A 15140-nucleotide genomic window follows, 5' to 3' on the forward strand; every position below is an offset into this window, starting at 1 on the left:
ACGAAAAAGGCCGGCGTATGCCGGCCTTTTTCTTGCCTGGATGGTGTGTGCCGCAGGAGGGAACGCGCATCTCGTAGGAGCGGCTTCAGCCGCGACCGCGATTCCCAGCAACGCCTGTCGCGGCTGATCCCGAAAAAGGGGACAAGAGCCGCTCCTACGGCAACGCATGCGCCGGCGATGCGATCAACCGCGCTTGCGCGGCTTGCTGCGGGGTGCTGCCGGTTTGCCGGCGGCGCTGCCGGGTTGCTGCGGCTTCGCCAGTGCGCCGCCGTCGTGCAGTTGCTGCAGCCAGGACAGTGCATCGACGTAGGACAGGAAGTGCTGCAGGTAGCCGGGGGAGAGCGTGCGCATCAGCGCCAGTGCACGATGCACCAGCACGCCGGAGTTGAGCGGGCCGGCGTCGGTGGGTGCCGGTTGCAGCGACTGCCGCAATTGGCTGCGGCTGCGCAGTTCTGTCCACAGCCGGCGCGCGTCTTCGACGGCGGGCAACTGTGGTGCGGCAAGGCGCGCTGCGGCGCTTGCTGCCGGCGAGTGCGACGGTGCAGCGGCGTCTGCATCGATTGCGCCGGTCGCCTTGGACGTCTCGGTGTCGGTATCCACATGGGCGCCGACGTCGGTGTCCTGGCCGCTGCGGGCGGTGGCCGCCGCAGTCGCAGGGCGGGACTGCGCCAGCAAGGCACCGAGCGGGCCGGGTTGCATCGCGCGCACCGCCGCGTCGGCCTCGGCATCGCCAGCACCTTGCGGTGCCGCGGCCAGTGCCGCGGCGTAGGCGTCGAGCAGGGCGGACAGCTTCTGCTCCAGCAGTTCGCGCGCCTTGCCCTGCTGCGCCTCGGTGCGGTGCGCCAGCGCTTCGAGGAAGCGAAAGCGCAGCGGGTCCAGCCGCTCGGCATGCTGGGCGCGCCAGGCGGCGAGGCGATCGGCGGCGGGAGTCGGATCAGTGCCCATGCGGTGACGCGGCGCTCTTGCGCATGCGCGGCAGCGGCGCCATCTCAACGCGGCGGTTGCTGGCGCGTCCGGCCTCGTCGCTGTTCGGCGCCACCGGTTGCTGCGCGCCGAAGGCCGCGGCGAAGACCGCATCGGCCGGTACGCCGGCCTCGATCAGTGCGCGGGTCACGGTCAATGCGCGCTCGGCCGACAGTTCCCAGTTGTCGGCGAACTGGCGGTTGCTCTCGCGCACCTGGCGGTCGTCGGTGAAACCGCTGACCATCAGGATCTCGTCGCGCGCCTTGAGGTAGTCAGCCAGTGGTGCGGCCAGGCTCTTCAGCAGATCGCGGCCTTCCGGCTGCAACTGGTCGGAGTTCAGCGCGAACAGCACGTTGCCGCGGATACCGATGCGGCCGTCGACCAGGGTCACCCGGCCGGCCGCCAGCGGCGCGGCCAGCGCCTGTTCCAGCGTCTTGCGCTGCTGCGCTTCAAGCTGGCGCTGGCGCATCTCCGCGTCCAGCTTGTTCGACAGCTGCAGTTGCACGCCGATCACGCCGATCAGGATCAGCACGAAGGCGCCGAGCAGTACCGACATCAGGTCGCCGAACACCGCCCAGACCGGGGCGCCGTTGTCGGCGTCCAGTTCCAGTTCGTCGCTCATGCTGCGTCGGCCTGGTCGGGCGCCTGGCGCGCGGCGAGCTGGCGCAATTCCTCGGTGATCTGCTGCTGCGAGAGCATGCTCAGGTCGATCACCTCACGCGCCTGCGCCACGTAGTAGGCCAGTTGCTCGTCGCTGCGCGCCAGCGACTTGTCCAGCGCCTGCTCGATGCCCTGCAGGCGTTCCAGCAGCGCGGCGTTGGATTCGCCGAAGGCCTGCACCGCGCCGGAGAACGCGTCGCCCAGGCTGGCCACCTCGGTGGCACCGGCGACGACCTGCGCGGCGGCGTCGTCGAGCTTGCCGGTCTGGGCGTCGATCTGGTCGGTGAAGCGGCTGCCGACGCGCTCGAGCAGATCGGCCGAGGTCGCGACCAGGGCGTCCACCGCGCTGCGCTGTTCGGTGGACGCGTGGTTGACCGCGTCCAGCAGGGTCTGCAGCGTGGCCAGCAGGCGATTGCGCTCGTCGAGCATGGCAGTGTCGCGGACCATGCTGTCGGAAAGCTTCTGGCGCAATTCCGCGACCACGTCGGCCGCGGCCTTCGGCGCTTCCGAGGCCACCTGCACCAGTCGTTCGATCTCGGCGATGGTGTCGCGCGCCTGCGCCTGGCTCTGTTCGGACATGGCCGCGGCGGTCTCCTGCAGCGTGCTGCAGATCTCCTGCTGGCGCTGCGCGATGCGCTCGCCATGGTGCTCCCACTGTCCGCCGAGGGTCGCGGCCATGCTGGCGAAGCTGTCGGTCCAGGCATGCAGACGCGCCTGGTCGCGCGCTTCCAGCGCCTCCTGCAGGTCGGCATGGGCATGCTGCAGCGTCTCGGCGAGGGCGGCGGCACGCTGTTCCAGGCTGGCCGCGGCGGTGTCCAGTGCCTGCGCGTTGCGCGCGGCCAGGGCCTCGTTGACCTCGCGTTGCTGCGCCAGCGCCGCGCTCCACGCCTGTTGCACGGCCTCGACGGTGGCGTCCAGGCGGGTCGCCACGGCCTCCAGCGCCTGCGTGTTGTGCGTGGCGAGGGTGTCGTTGATCGCGCGCTGCTGTGCCAGCGCAGCGTCCCAGCCCTGCTGTGCGGCCTCGGCGGTGGCGTCCAGGCGCGTCGCCACGGTGTCCAGTGCCTGCGCGTTGCGTGCGACCAAGGCCGCGTTGGCCTCGCGCTGCTGTTCCAGCGCCGTGTTCAAGCTCTGCTGTGCGGCTTCGGCGGTGGCATCCAGGCGGCTGGCCACCGTGTCCAGTGCCTGCACCTGGCGCGCAGCGAGGCCGTCGTTCGCCTCGCGTTGCTGCGCCATCGCCTCGCTCCAGGCCCGCCTGGCGTCGTCGCTGGCGGCCTGCAGGCGTATTGCGGTCGCCTCCACCAGGCTGGTGGCGCGCTGTTCCAGACCATCGCCGGCGCGTTGCAGCGCACTGCCCAGTTCCTGCAGCAGCGCGCCGTTGACGCGTTGCTGTTCGGCCAGCGCGCTGTCCCAGCGCTGCGTGGCCTGCTCGGCGGCCTGGGCGAAGCCGCTGGCCAGGCCGTCCAGTTGCCGCTGCACCGCCTGGCCGACGCTGTCCTGCAGCGCGGCGGTCTCGCGCGCCACGCCGTCCAGCGTGCGTTGCACCACCGGTTCCAGCGCGTCGCCGAACGCCCGCGCGTGCGCGGCCACACCGGCCTGCAGGGCGTGTTCGACCGCCCCGGCCAGGCGCGTGTAGGCGGCCTCGGTGCGGCTGTGGAAGGCGTCCTGGCTGCTGGCCAGGCGTTCGCCGCTGACTGCGCTGTGCTGTTCCAGCGCCGCCATCATCGTCTGCATGCGCTCGATCAGGCCGGGCATCAGCGTGGCCTGGGTCTGCAGCAGCTTGAAGGCCTCGTTGCGCTGGTAGGCCAGCGAATGCGTGCGCAGCGCGGTCGCCGCGTGCAGGTCCAGGTGCTGCACCGCCTGCAGGCGCTCGCGCCGGCACAGCGCGGCGAGCAGGCCGAGCATCGCCGAGGCGGCGACGCCGGCGATGGAGGTGCCGAAGGCGAAGCCCAGGCCCTTCAGCGGCGCCGCCAGCGAGGCGCGGATGGCATTCAGATCGGTGGCGCTGTCCAGTGCCAGGCCGGTACCGCGCAACGTCGCCATCATGCCCAGGAAGGTGCCGAGCATGCCCAGCAGCACCAGCAGGCCGACCAGGTACGGGGTCAGCGCCGGCACCGGCAGGGCCGCGCGTTCGCCTTCGATGCGCAGGCGCACCGCGTTGCGCAGGCTCGGGTGCAGCCGTTGCAGCCAGCCGCCCAGATCGCTGCGCGCGGCCTCGGCGTCGCTCAGCGCGGTGTGCAGGGTCGCCGTGGCCTGGCGGTAGCGGTACAGCTCGGCGATGCCGGCCAGGTAGCACAGGCCGATCAGCGCGGCAAAGCTTGCGCCCAGCGGGTTGGAGCCGAGATAGCCGACGCCGATCCAGCAGACCACGGCAAGGCCGGCGAGGAACAGGACGGAATGGAGCAGGGTCTTGGGCATGAGGATCGGATCAACGGCTGCGAAGCGCGGCGAGCAGCGCTTCGATGGGATGGAAACGGATGTCCAGTTCGGCGCGCAGGACGCTGTGCAGGTCCTGGCGGAACAGGTCCAGCCAGGCCGTGTCGGCAGGCGCCGGCGGAACGTCGGTCAGGGATGGATCGGGGGTGTGCGCGGCGGTGGCGCGCAGGCGCTGGAAATGCGCTTCCAGCAGGTTGGGCACCGTCGCCAGCAGGGTTTGCTCGCGCGGGCTGAGGGTCAGTTCCATCACCGCATCGACCTCGGCCAGCCGCGCCATGTCCGGCGAGAGCGGGACCAGGGCATCGCGCAGCAGGCCGCGCAGGCGCCCGGTGGCGGTGAGCATCGCGCGCTGCAGCGTCTGGTAGCGCTGGCGGAACGGCGCGTAGTCGATCGGTGCGTCGGGGTCGTGCTGGCGCTTGCCCACGGGCTTGCCGGTCTCCTTGGCGATGTCCAGCGCGATGCTCTCTTCCAGCGCAGCGCGCACGCGGCCGCATTCGGCCTCCAGGGCCGACGGTTCCGGCGCCTCGGGGGCGTCCTCGGCAGGCTCGGGCAGTTTGCCGTCCAGCGCGCGCGACACCGCCACCGCGCGGTTCCAGTCGATCCATTGGCCGAGCCGGTCGGCCAGCGCAGGGCTGGACGCGGGCATCGACGCATCGCTCAGGCGCGCCAGCAGGCGAATGAAGGCCGGGCCCGGGACGGGCGCCCGTGGAGGGGCTTTCGCCATGTGAGTGGTCAAAAACCCGCAATTTTACACGCGAATGACATCGGCTGCCCGGAGGCGGCCGATGCCGACCCGCAAGGGGGCGCCAGCGACCTCAGCGCGTCTGGCGTTCGGTGCGAATGCGTTGCCTCATTTGCACTGCGGCTTGTTCATCTTGATGCCTTTCAGATCGGCAGCGGTATACAGCGCCGCGGGGCGGTTCGGGTCGTTCTGCATGTTCTGGTAGAGATTGGCCAGTGCCTGCAGATGGCCGTTTTCGCCGCTGCCGAAGCGCTGCTGCGCCGATGCCCCGGCGCCATACAGCCCATTGCACAACAGGGCTTTCCTGAAGATCTTCAGCACTTCCACGCGCGTATAGTAGGTCTGCAGGCGCTGCGCGGCGTCTTGCGGCTGGTGATTGATCTTCGCGTAGTTGCTGTTGCAACGCGGACCGAGGTCCGTCGGATAGGCAGCGGCGATGCCCGCGCAACTGGCAACGGTGGCGGGCGGAGCGGCCAGCGCAGCAAAGGGCAGGAGGGTCGACAGCACGAGCAGAAGAGCGCGGGGCGATGGGCGCATGTTCATCGAAGGATCCTTGGGCGCAATGGGATGGGTGATCGGCTTGCGCCCATGCAGGCATGATCGGCGCGCAGTCACTGTCTCTGTGCGCCGGCGTATTCGGGATCGGGAAATGTCCGTAGATGTACGGGGCTCCAGGCCGAGGAACGCGATGCCGTTCGCGCGGAACTGCCTCACCTCCAAACATTGCTTGCGTCAGGCTTCGCCTTCGAAGATGGATCGCGGTCCTGGCGGATCCTGCCCGATGCGTTGCGGGCGGTTTGCCCGCAACGCATCGGCACAGCGCCGCAGTCGGCTGCAGCGTCAGTATGTATAGCTCAGCGTGAGCATGTACACACGCCCCGTTTCCACGTAGGCGCCATCGGCACCGGGGTCGTAGGCCATGTAGCGGGTGGACTTGCCCTGGGTCTCGTAGAACGTGGCCGAATTCAGCAGGTTCTTGGCGGCGACGCCGACGTCGATGCCGTGCGGCAGGTGGTAGGTGGCGGTGAAGTCCAGCGACTTGACCGGCTGCAGGTAGTAGTTGAGCCGGTCGCTGGTCAGGCCGAGCAGTTGCAGGCCGGTGTAGTTGTAGCTCAGGTCGGCGCGCAGGCGGCTGTCGTCGTAGAACAGGTCCAGGTTGTAGATGCGCTCGGGCGCACGCGGCAGCCAGGTCTTTTCGGGCTGGTCGGTGCGCTTGCTGTCGGCGGAACTGTGTTGCAGGGTCAGGTTGGCGGCGATGCCGAAGTTGCTCCAGAACCCAGGCAGGTCCTGCAGGCGCTTGCTGCCGGCCAGTTCCAGGCCGTACAGCGTCGCGGTGCCGCCGTTCTGCGGCATGGTCACCGGCACGCCGTCCTCGAAGGTGGTACCGGTCGGGACCAGGCCGCCGAGCGTGTTGTCGTTGCTGGTCGCCGACTGCGAGGTGTAGATGAAGCCGGTGATGCGCTTGTAGTAGGTCGAGGCGCTGAGCACGCCGCCGTTGCGGTCGTAGAACTCCGCGGACAGGTCGGCGTTGTCGGCCTTGCTCGGCTGCAGGTCGGGATTGGGTTTGGAGATGCCGATGACCTTCTGGGTGGGGTCGACCGTGTACACGGTCTCGCCGGAGATCAGCCCGAACGCCGGGCGGCTGAAGCTGCGCCGCAGCGAGGCGCGGTAGACGGTCAGCTCGTCCGGGCGGTAGTTGAGGCTGATGCCCGGCAATACTTCGCCATAGGTGCGGCCGCTGCCGACGAAACGGCCGTTGATGCCGTCGCCGTTCGATTGCCAGGCATCGGCGGAGTAGCGGGTCAGTTCGTAGCGCACGCCGGGCAGGAGGGTCACCGCGCCGACATGCAGCGTCGCCATCGCGTAGCCGGCGTAGATCGCCTCGGTACTGGAGGTGGTGTTGGCGTTGTAGTCGTTGGCGGTATAGACGCCAGCCCCGTTGGGATCGTTGACGTACTTGTACGGTACCGCCTGCGTGCGCACCCAGTCGCGGTCGAGGATCTTGAACGGGCCGGCGTAGTGGCCATCGAACGCCGCATAGGTGAGGCGGCCGGGCAGGGCGCTCAGCGGCGGGCCGCCGGCGTTGGGGAACACGTAGTTGGGGCCGCCGAAATACGGGCCGTTGTAGACGAAGTTGCCGTCCTTGTGGAAGAACGGGTGATCGTAGGAGCCGCGGTCGGCGTGATCGAGCGACAGGCCGGTCTTGACCTCGTCGAGCACGTCGCCGTCCACGCGGTAGCTGATGTCGGCATGCGCGCTGGCGCGGTTGTCGTGGCTGCCGGCATCGTGGCCCTGGGTCTTCCAGAACAGCGCCGAATCCAGGCTGTAGAAGAAATTCTTCAGGGCCGGCGAGCTCGGGCCGATGCTCGGATAGGTCGGGTCGCTCAGGTCGAACGCGAAGCTGCCCGGGGTGAAACCGTACAGGCTCGCGGCGACGTAGTCCGGGCGGCTGCGGGTGCCGCGGCCGAAGGAACTGCCGTAATCGAAGCGCAGGCGATCCAGCGTGGTCTGCCCGCCCAACTGCAGCGTGGCCAGGGTTTCCTTGATGTCGTGGGTGTTGAAGTAGCCGCCGCGCACCGCGGTCGGCTGGTTGTTGACGGTTTCCAGGCGTGCGCTGGATTGGTCCTGCTGGCCGGTGACGTTGTAGCTGCCGTAGATGGCGCGCGCGAAGAGGGTGGTGTGCTCGCCCTGCCAGTCGAAGGCGAGATTGCCGCCGTAGCGCTCGATCTGGCTGGTGTAGACGCTGTACTTGTAGCGGGCGCTGAGCAGCGGGCCGACATCGCGCAGATCCACTGCCTTGGCCTGCGCCGGATCCGCCGGGAAGTACGCGCTGTTGGGCGCCGGGGCCTGCGCCATGTTGTTGTTCTTGCCGTAGTAGGCCGAGGCATAGACGCCGAACGCGTGGTCGTCGCCGAACTTCCAGGCCAGCTCCTGTTGCACCGTGCCGCCGGTGTGCTTGCCGCCGAGGTCGGAGGCGAGTGCGTTGAACTGGCCTTGCGTGGTGGTCTTGCCGTAGAAGTCGCCGTCGAAGTCGAACGCGCTGGGCGTGCGCATGTCGATCGCGCCGCCGATCGCGTCGCCCGGCAGGTCCGGGGTCGGCGACTTGGAGACCTTGACCGACTGGATGCCGAACGGCGCCAACATGTTCAGCGAGATCGCACGCGTAGACGAATCGGTCTCGGGCATGCCGAAGCCGTTGAGACGGTAGCTGTTGTAGCTGGCATCCAGGCCGCGGATGCTGACGTAGGCGTTCTCGCCGGTGGTGGCTTGGCCCAGGTGCATGTCGCTGTAGGCCGACAGGCCGGGCAGGTGCGCGACCACGTCGGCGATGCCGGCCGAGGGAATCGCGTCGATCTGCTGCTTGCTCATCACGCTGTTGACGCCGTTGGACAGGCGCTGTTCGTCCAGCGATCCGGGCACGGTGGCCTGCGCGGCCTGGACGTTGACCGAGTCCAGGGTGGTGGTACGCGCGCTGGCGTCAGTGGCGTCAGTGGCGTCGCTGGCATGGGCGGCCGGCGAGAGCGCAAGCGCGAGGGCGATGGCACAGCACAGGGGGCGGGGGCGATGGATCGGGAGCATGGGGGGCGGCTCGTTGGGGGAAACAGCGGTTGCGATCCGAAGTCCGGACACGCCGATGCCGGCGCGCGGATCGCCCAGGCCTTCCATTGCGTACGTGTGGGGCGTGGCCGCGACGTCGTGCGGCCAATGGCATTCAGTGGTGCAGGTCGACGCCGTGGCAGTCGGCCTGCGGACGCTGCGGATTGCAGCGGGCGACGGCGTCGCCGGGAAAGCGCACCACGTAGCCGGAGGCTGCGGGCTCGTGATCGGGAAAATCGGTGCTGAGCAGTTGCGCGCCGCTGGCGAGCATGGCGTCGCGCCGCGCGGTGTCGTTGCGCAGGGCTTCCTTGAGGTCGGCGTCGGTGCGGGTGCGCACCAGGTAGCCGGCCTTCACCAGCGTCGCGATCTCGTCGGCGCTGCCGTCGTTGCGCTCGACAAAGGCGGCATCGTCGGCGCCGGGATCGGCGTTGGTGAAACACACGCGGCCGCGCAAGGACGGATGGCCGGCGAGATAGGCCGGGCCGACCGCACGCTGGTCGAGCAGGAACACCACCTTGCCGCGCGCCGCGGAGAGCGCCGGCCAGCCCTGCGCGAGCACGGCAGCGTTGAGCGTGGCCGCGCTGCCGCGTACCTGGTCGGGGCTGATGTAGTCGTTCGGGGCGAACACCGAGCGCAGTTCGGCGTCCAGCGCGTCCAGCGCCTTGCCGTCGAACGGTTCCGGCTGCACCGTGGGAAATGCTGCCGGCACGGACGATTGCTTGGTTTCCAGCAGGATGAAGATCGGCAGATGCCCGGGGTGCCGTTGCGACCACGCCCGCACCTCGCGCAGGCAGGCCAGCAGCGGCTGGCAGGTGCTGCGCTGGTCGAGATCCTGGATGTGCATGACCTTGAAGCCCGGTCGCTGCATCACGCCCGGCGCGGCGATCGGCGGAGCCGGCGGCAGCCCGGCCTTGGCGAGCTGGTCGATCATCGCCGGGTGCGCGTAGCGCCCACCCTTGGCGTCGGCGTAGATGTCCAGTTCGATCTGGCGCACGCCGTCGTCCAGTTGCTGCGTCAACGGCGGATGCCGATAGTCCAGCGCCGCGAACGTCGCCGGGTCCAGGCGCTGCCACAGCGCCGCTTCGCTGGGCGCGAAGCCGGCGTGGTAGCTGTTGTGGCTGCCGATGTACTGCAGGTCGCTAAGCCTGGGTGCGGCGCGCAGCGCAAATGGCAACAGCGCCAACACCACCAGCAGGGCGCGCAGCGCAGCTGGCGCGCTGCGCAGTTTCGACGACATCGGGACAGAACGTTGGGGGAACATCGTGGTCACGCTTGGTAACGATATCTCGACAGCATCCCGAGTGCAGTTGACGCGGGTGTTGCCAAATCGTGTCATGGCCGACGGCGTGCCACGACCGTGCGCGGTGTCCGATGCATGCATGACCGTCGTCACGTTGTCGTGGCGGGTGGACGACGCGCTTTAACCGCAACTCAGCGCGAAGCGTTCTCTTTCTTGCGAGAGCGGCTCAGCCGCGACGGGCATTCCCGATCGCGCGCGTTGCGGCTGATGGCTCGAGGCACGTCGAGCCGCTTCTACACGTAAATCCTGCGTCACCGGATGGCTCCCTGCCGTTGCTGCGCGTGCGTCACTGCGGCGTGCGCGTGCGCTGCAGGGCGAATGCCAGCAACGTCGCTTCCAGCCGTTCGCCGAGGCTGCGCGGCGCGTCCAGCCCCATGCGCTGCATGCAGGCGGCATCCGCCGCGGGACGCGCCAGCACCGCGCTGGCCACCGTCTTCAGCTTGGCGCCGGTGCTCGCGGTGTGCTGCTGCAGCCAGGACAGAGCGCGCAGCAGGCGCTGCTCGACCTCGGTGAAATCGCTGCCCAGCGGATAGTCGGGCAGGGTGCCGTCGCGGCGGAACGGCGCCAGCGCGTCGCGCACGCGCGCAGCCTGATTGTGTTGCCAGTGCGTGGATGCTGCGAAGTCGGAGGCCAGCTTGCCGTTGGCCTTCGCCGTCTCCAGCAACGCGGGTTGGGCCTGCACGTCGGCGATCCCGACCATCGCCGCGATGCAGTCCTCGTCGGTCAGGCCGCGCAGGTCGGCGATGCCGTACTCGTTGACGTAGAGGTCGCGCAGATGCCGCGGAATGGTGGTGTGGCCGTAGTTCCAGCGCACGTTCGACTGCGTTGCGCCGGCATCGCTGCGGACGGCGCGGAACATGAGTACGCTGCGCGCGTCGTCGAGCGCGTGCGCCATGGCCACGAAGTTGTACTGGCCGCCGACGCCGGACACCACGCGGCCATCGTCCAATGCATCGGACACCGCCGCGCCGAGCGCGGTGGCCATCATGCACGAGTTGAAGAAGCGCGCCTCGCGCCGCTGTACCCGGCGCAACGCCTCGCCGCCGTAGAGCTGGTTGATCTCGCTGATGCGGCGCATGCCGATCGCCGCGCGCGCCTGCGGATCCATGTCGCGCAGCCAGGCGTAGAACTCCGGCGAGCCCAGGTAGAACGCGCCCTGCAGGTATTCGCCCTCGCGCTCCAGGCGCTGCAGGTCCTGTGCAGCGGCGCTGCCGTCGGCCACACGCTGCAGCAGCGGTGCGTCGTCGAGCACCTTGCGCCGGATCACCCCGCACTGGACCAGCTGCCGGAACCCCTCGTTGAGCATCTCGCTGCAGCCGAACAGGCCGACCGCGAACGGATCCAGGCCGCCGCATTCGCGTACCGCCGGATGCCGCTCCAATTCTGGATCCAGCGCCGCCAGCACCTGCCGGTAGCGCGCGTTGTCGGTATGCCGCAGCACCAGCGCGTGGCACAGCGCGTCTGCCAGGGTGCCGATGCCGATCTGCAGGGTGCCGCCGTCGCGCACCAGGGTGCTGGCGTACAGGCCGATGGCGTAATCGGCATCGGCGACCGGCTGCCGCGGCAGCCCGAACAGGCGCGGATACGGCCCCGGCGGCGTCACCACCACGTCGAAGAAGCTCGGCTCCACCGCCGCGCAGCCGCCGATCCAGGGCAACTGCGGATCCACTTCGGCCACCAGCAGCGGCCGCGGCAGGCCGCGCCGCTGCACCGCGGCCAGGGTGTCCTGGGTGATGTCGTTGTTGCACGAGAACGACAGCCGGGTGCCGTCGGGTTCGCGCGCCACCTTCTGCACGATCAGGTTCGGCGCGCGCTGCGCCACCGCATCGGCGGCATGGGTGTAGTTGAGGCTGGTGTAGCTGCGCTGGGCCTGGGTCGAGCGCAGCAGTGCGCCGGACTGCATGTAGAACTCTTCGACCTGGATGTGCGCCGGCAGCGCATCGCGCTGCATCGCCTGCACGTAGCGCAGGCGCGGGAAATCCTCGCCGAAATGGCGCTGCACGAACGGCCGCGCGAACCGGCCCTGCAGCCCACCGCCGGGCGCCGGCGGATTGAGCGAGAGCGCGGTGTAGATCTGCAGCGGCCGCGTCGGATCGGGTTCGACGCGGTCGTACAGCGCATTGAGCAGGCGGTGCGGTTTGCCCAGGCCCAGCGGCGCGCCCACGCGCAGCGGGCCGGCGATGCGCTGCAGGATCAGGTCGGCAGCGGCGTCGAGGTCGTCGAGATGATCGGTCATCGGCATAGCTTAGAGGGTGCGCCGGCGATTGCGTCGATCGGTGCGCGCGCGATGTGCGCGGTGCCGCGGCGCACGTGACTGTCGGCGACGCGCTCCGGGCGTGGGGGGCATGGCGATCGACAGGGCATCGGCCGCTGCGCAAAAAACGCTTGACATGTGTTTTGTTTACGCGCGTAATCAATTAAAATTTACGGGTGTAAACGAAATGTCGATCAGCGACGCGGAAGCCGTGGTCATGGAGGTGTTGTGGGAGCGGCACCCCCTCAGCGCCGAGGAGGTGTTCGCCGCCTTGTCCGGCCATGGCGGCTGGGCCGAACCCACGGTCAAGACTCTGCTCAACCGCTTGCTCAACAAGGGCGCGATCCGTGCCGACAAACAAGGCCGCCGCTATCTGTACACGCCCCTGCTGCAGCGCGCGCAGTGGGTGCAGCAACAGAGCGAAGGCCTGCTCGACCGCCTGTTCGGCGGCCGTATCGCGCCGCTGGTGGCGCACTTCAGCGAACGCGGCAAGCTCAGCGATGCCGATATCGCCGAACTCAAACGACTGATCCAGGAGCTGGACGATGAGCATTGACGGGATCGTGAGGGACCTCGGGAGTACCGCGCTGGTCGTCAGCGTGGCCATCGCGGCGGTGCTGGCGTTGCGCGTGCCGATGCGGCGCGCGTTCGGCGCCGGCATCGCCTACGCGCTATGGATCGCGGTGCCATTGGCGCTGCTGGCGGCACTGTTGCCTAGCGGCTGGCGTCCAGCGTTGCCGGCGGGCTTGGCGCTGGACATGCCGGCGGTGCTGGTCGGCGTGACACGGGCGCAGATGTCGGTAGGCGACGGCGTGTCGGCGAGCGGACAGGCCACGGTCTGGTTGTTGTCGTTGTGGCTGGCGGGTGCGCTGGCCTCGGCGGCTGTATTGTGGCGGCAGCAGCGCCGCTACCGGCGCAGCCTGGGTCGCTTGCAGCCTGGCGAGGATGGCGTGCTGGTCGCCGAGCATGCGCTGCATGGACCGCTCGTGCTGGGCGCGTGGCGGCCGCAGGTGGTGGTGCCGATGGACTTCGCCTCACGATATCCGCCGCCGCAGGCGCAACTGGTGCTGGCGCACGAACGCATGCACATCGCCCGCGGCGATACCCGCAGCAATCTGCTGCTCGCCGTGCTGCGCTGCATGTACTGGTTCAATCCGCTGCTGCACTGGGCCGCCACGCGCTTCCGCCTGGATCAGGAACTGGCCTGCGATGCCGCAGTGCTGGTTCGCCATCCCGGCACGCGCCGACACTACGCCGAGGCGATGCTGCAGACCCAGTTGGACGCGCTGGCCTTGCCGGTGGGGTGCCATTGGCAGGCGGGCAGCGTCCTGTGCCAGCGCATTGCCTTGCTGCGGCGCCCGGCGGTGCGTGGTTGGCGGCGTCGTCTGGGCCTCGCGGCGGTGACGCTGGCCGCGTTGAGCGGGAGTGCAATGGCTCTGGCGTTGCCAACTGGAACAGATGCCACGGGCGTGGCGCGCGATCTTGTCGCGAGCGAGGTGGATGGCACGTCGGCACGATCGGTGCAGCAGGCGTCGGTGGTCGCCGCGCGGACCGGAGCGCGACCTGCAAAGGTGATCGACATGCCGCCTCCGAAATACCCGGATGAAGCGGTGCGTGCGGGCGTCTCCGGTAAGCTGGTCCTGCTGGTCGATGTGGATGCGCACGGGGCGCCGAGCGCCGTGAGCGTGCTGGATCATGGCAGCGGTAGCGCAGTTTTGGATGCTGCCGCGGTCACCGCGGCCTGGAAGTGGCGCTTCTCGCCAGCGACTACGCACGGACGCGCTGTGGCCAGCCGCCTGAAGATTCCGGTCGCGTTCGATGTGGAAATGTACCCCGAGCAGGCGCCGGCTGGCGTCGCCGATGCTGCGAACTACCGCTGGTATCGCCTCGGCGAGGATGCCGGCGACACCTTGGCGAGCTTGTGCGACAAGGTGTTCTCCGGCAAGGGCGGCGCCGCGCCGCTGTGCGGCATGGCGCGGACCGTGCGATGAGTGCGCACGGGCGGGCTGGCATGCTGCTGGCGTTGGTCCTTTCCGGATGCGCCAGCCACGCGGCGAAAGAGGCGCCACAACCGACCCAGCGCATCGACTCGGTGGATCAGCGCATGCTGGAAACAGGATTCGGCGCGGCGCCCGGTGCGGCGGCGGTGCAGTCGTATCGGATGCAGCCGCAGGAAGTGTTCCGCATGCCGCAACCGCTGCTGGCGCCGACGCCGCAGTTGCCGACCGATTCGCCGCGCCGCACGCTGGCCCCGACCACGGTCTGCGTGCGGGTGATCCTGTCCGCGCAAGGCGCGGTGGAACGCAGCGCGCTGCTGGACGATCGCCCGGATTGCGGCGCGGGCGCGCAGCCGGAGATGGCCGATCTGCTGCAGGCGGTACAGGACGCGGTCGCGCAGTGGCGCTTCGTGCCGGCGGCGATCTGTACTTATGCAGATCCGGCGCAGCGGCCGGCGCAGGAGGGGCGTTGCGACGATGCGCAGTCGGTGCAGGAGGTGCCGGTGACGCTGGCCTATGCGTTCACCTTCGAGGTCCGGCAGGGCAAGGCCAGCGTGCAATCGGGACGCGTGAGCGGCGCGCGCTGAGCGCCGCGAGCGACACGCCTTGCATCATCGTCCGACGCCTTGGTCTACAGCATCTCCGGCTTGAACAGGCGCCGCCGCGAGATTTCCGGGCCCGACAGCATGAAGCGGCCGTCGCCCCGGTAGTGCAGGGTGCGCGGCCGCTTGGGCGAGGCGGCGACGTGCGCCTTGACCACCTCCCACACGAACAGGCCGTGCCTGCCGATCTGGCTGCCGTCGTGCAGGCGGCATTCGAAGCTGGCGTAGCACTCGGCGATCAGCGGCGCCGCCACGTGCGTGGCGGGCACCGCGGTGAGGCCGAAGTGCGCGAACTTGTCCAGGTCCGCGCCGCTGGTATTGCCGATGCCGACCACGGTGTCGACCAGGTCGGCGGTGGGCAGGTTGATCACGCATTGCTTGCTGCGCCGGATCAGCGCGAAGCTGTGGTTGGCGCTGGAAATGCAGCAGGCCAGCAGCGAGGGCGAGAACTCCAGCACCATGTGCCAGCCGAGCGTCATCACATCGCGCTGCTGCTTCCAGGCCGAACTGACCAGCACCACCGGTCCCGGCTCGAGGAAGCGGCGGACGTCCTGCGTGGGAAAGTCGAGCTTGCGGTAGCGGCGCATGCAAA

Annotated in this window: 12 protein-coding genes; 3 read left to right on the forward strand and 9 right to left on the reverse strand. The window is 69.3% G+C overall.

Translation table 11 applies throughout. The features are described 5' to 3' along the window. Positions 1-183: 183 nt before the first annotated feature. From AC1PMG_RS05070 to AC1PMG_RS05105, 8 genes are all read right to left on the reverse strand, one after another. Complete coding sequence (locus AC1PMG_RS05070; RefSeq protein ID WP_481110864.1) at positions 184-945, reverse strand: DUF2894 domain-containing protein; 762 nt, start codon at positions 943-945, stop codon at positions 184-186. Then, a complete protein-coding gene (locus tag AC1PMG_RS05075) occupies positions 935-1585 on the reverse strand; it encodes an OmpA family protein (RefSeq protein ID WP_481110865.1) in 651 nt (216 codons plus the stop codon). Before AC1PMG_RS05075 ends, AC1PMG_RS05070 begins: the two co-directional genes overlap by 11 nt. Further along, positions 1582-4038, reverse strand: coding sequence for a DUF802 domain-containing protein (locus tag AC1PMG_RS05080; protein WP_481110866.1), 2457 nt, complete (start codon positions 4036-4038; stop codon positions 1582-1584). Before AC1PMG_RS05080 ends, AC1PMG_RS05075 begins: the two co-directional genes overlap by 4 nt. Before the next feature lie 10 nt (positions 4039-4048). Continuing rightward, positions 4049-4780 carry a DUF3348 domain-containing protein gene (locus tag AC1PMG_RS05085; protein ID WP_481110867.1) on the reverse strand — a complete coding sequence of 244 codons (732 nt, stop codon included), beginning with the start codon at positions 4778-4780 and terminating at the stop codon, positions 4049-4051. Positions 4781-4906: 126 nt separating this feature from the next. Then, positions 4907-5341, reverse strand: a complete 435-nt coding sequence (locus AC1PMG_RS05090) for a hypothetical protein (protein WP_481110868.1) — start codon at positions 5339-5341, stop codon at positions 4907-4909. Between the two features lie 297 nt (positions 5342-5638). Continuing rightward, the gene (locus AC1PMG_RS05095; RefSeq protein WP_481110869.1) at positions 5639-8377 is read right to left on the reverse strand and encodes a TonB-dependent receptor; all 2739 of its coding nucleotides are present in this window, start codon (positions 8375-8377) and stop codon (positions 5639-5641) included. A gap of 133 nt (positions 8378-8510) precedes the next feature. After that, complete coding sequence (locus tag AC1PMG_RS05100; protein ID WP_481110870.1) at positions 8511-9632, reverse strand: phosphatidylinositol-specific phospholipase C1-like protein; 1122 nt, start codon at positions 9630-9632, stop codon at positions 8511-8513. Between the two features lie 349 nt (positions 9633-9981). Beyond that, entirely contained in the window at positions 9982-11937 is a 1956-nt protein-coding gene (locus AC1PMG_RS05105; RefSeq protein WP_481110871.1) for an acetyl-CoA hydrolase/transferase C-terminal domain-containing protein, read from the reverse strand. 199 nt (positions 11938-12136) lie between these two features. On the opposite strand from AC1PMG_RS05105, the gene AC1PMG_RS05110 reads away from it, so the two are divergent. From AC1PMG_RS05110 to AC1PMG_RS05120, 3 genes are read left to right on the forward strand one after another with little or no spacing between them, the layout of a single operon-like run. Further along, complete coding sequence (locus AC1PMG_RS05110) at positions 12137-12505, forward strand: BlaI/MecI/CopY family transcriptional regulator (protein WP_010340889.1); 369 nt, start codon at positions 12137-12139, stop codon at positions 12503-12505. Next, positions 12495-13940, forward strand: coding sequence for a TonB family protein (locus AC1PMG_RS05115; protein ID WP_481110872.1), 1446 nt, complete (start codon positions 12495-12497; stop codon positions 13938-13940). The genes AC1PMG_RS05110 and AC1PMG_RS05115 overlap by 11 nt, the downstream gene beginning before the upstream one ends. Beyond that, positions 13937-14533 carry a hypothetical protein gene (locus tag AC1PMG_RS05120; RefSeq protein WP_342072817.1) on the forward strand — a complete coding sequence of 199 codons (597 nt, stop codon included), beginning with the start codon at positions 13937-13939 and terminating at the stop codon, positions 14531-14533. The genes AC1PMG_RS05115 and AC1PMG_RS05120 overlap by 4 nt, the downstream gene beginning before the upstream one ends. Before the next feature lie 44 nt (positions 14534-14577). On the opposite strand, the gene AC1PMG_RS05125 is transcribed toward AC1PMG_RS05120, so the two are convergent. Further along, complete coding sequence (locus AC1PMG_RS05125) at positions 14578-15135, reverse strand: flavin reductase family protein (protein ID WP_481110873.1); 558 nt, start codon at positions 15133-15135, stop codon at positions 14578-14580. Between the last annotated feature and the right edge of the window lie 5 nt (positions 15136-15140).

This window comes from Xanthomonas sp. NCPPB 2250, from assembly GCF_056725265.1.

Bases quoted from the DNA above. Each gene is read 5' to 3' on its own strand.
- AC1PMG_RS05070 (WP_481110864.1), bottom strand. From the start codon at position 945: ATGGGCACTGATCCGACTCCCGCCGCCGATCGCCTCGCCGCCTGGCGC.
- AC1PMG_RS05075 (WP_481110865.1), bottom strand. From the start codon at position 1,585: ATGAGCGACGAACTGGAACTGGACGCCGACAACGGCGCCCCGGTCTGG.
- AC1PMG_RS05080 (WP_481110866.1), bottom strand. From the start codon at position 4,038: ATGCCCAAGACCCTGCTCCATTCCGTCCTGTTCCTCGCCGGCCTTGCC.
- AC1PMG_RS05085 (WP_481110867.1), bottom strand. From the start codon at position 4,780: ATGGCGAAAGCCCCTCCACGGGCGCCCGTCCCGGGCCCGGCCTTCATT.
- AC1PMG_RS05090 (WP_481110868.1), bottom strand. From the start codon at position 5,341: ATGAACATGCGCCCATCGCCCCGCGCTCTTCTGCTCGTGCTGTCGACC.
- AC1PMG_RS05095 (WP_481110869.1), bottom strand. From the start codon at position 8,377: ATGCTCCCGATCCATCGCCCCCGCCCCCTGTGCTGTGCCATCGCCCTC.
- AC1PMG_RS05100 (WP_481110870.1), bottom strand. From the start codon at position 9,632: ATGTCGTCGAAACTGCGCAGCGCGCCAGCTGCGCTGCGCGCCCTGCTG.
- AC1PMG_RS05105 (WP_481110871.1), bottom strand. From the start codon at position 11,937: ATGCCGATGACCGATCATCTCGACGACCTCGACGCCGCTGCCGACCTG.
- AC1PMG_RS05110 (WP_010340889.1), top strand. From the start codon at position 12,137: ATGTCGATCAGCGACGCGGAAGCCGTGGTCATGGAGGTGTTGTGGGAG.
- AC1PMG_RS05115 (WP_481110872.1), top strand. From the start codon at position 12,495: ATGAGCATTGACGGGATCGTGAGGGACCTCGGGAGTACCGCGCTGGTC.
- AC1PMG_RS05120 (WP_342072817.1), top strand. From the start codon at position 13,937: ATGAGTGCGCACGGGCGGGCTGGCATGCTGCTGGCGTTGGTCCTTTCC.
- AC1PMG_RS05125 (WP_481110873.1), bottom strand. From the start codon at position 15,135: ATGCGCCGCTACCGCAAGCTCGACTTTCCCACGCAGGACGTCCGCCGC.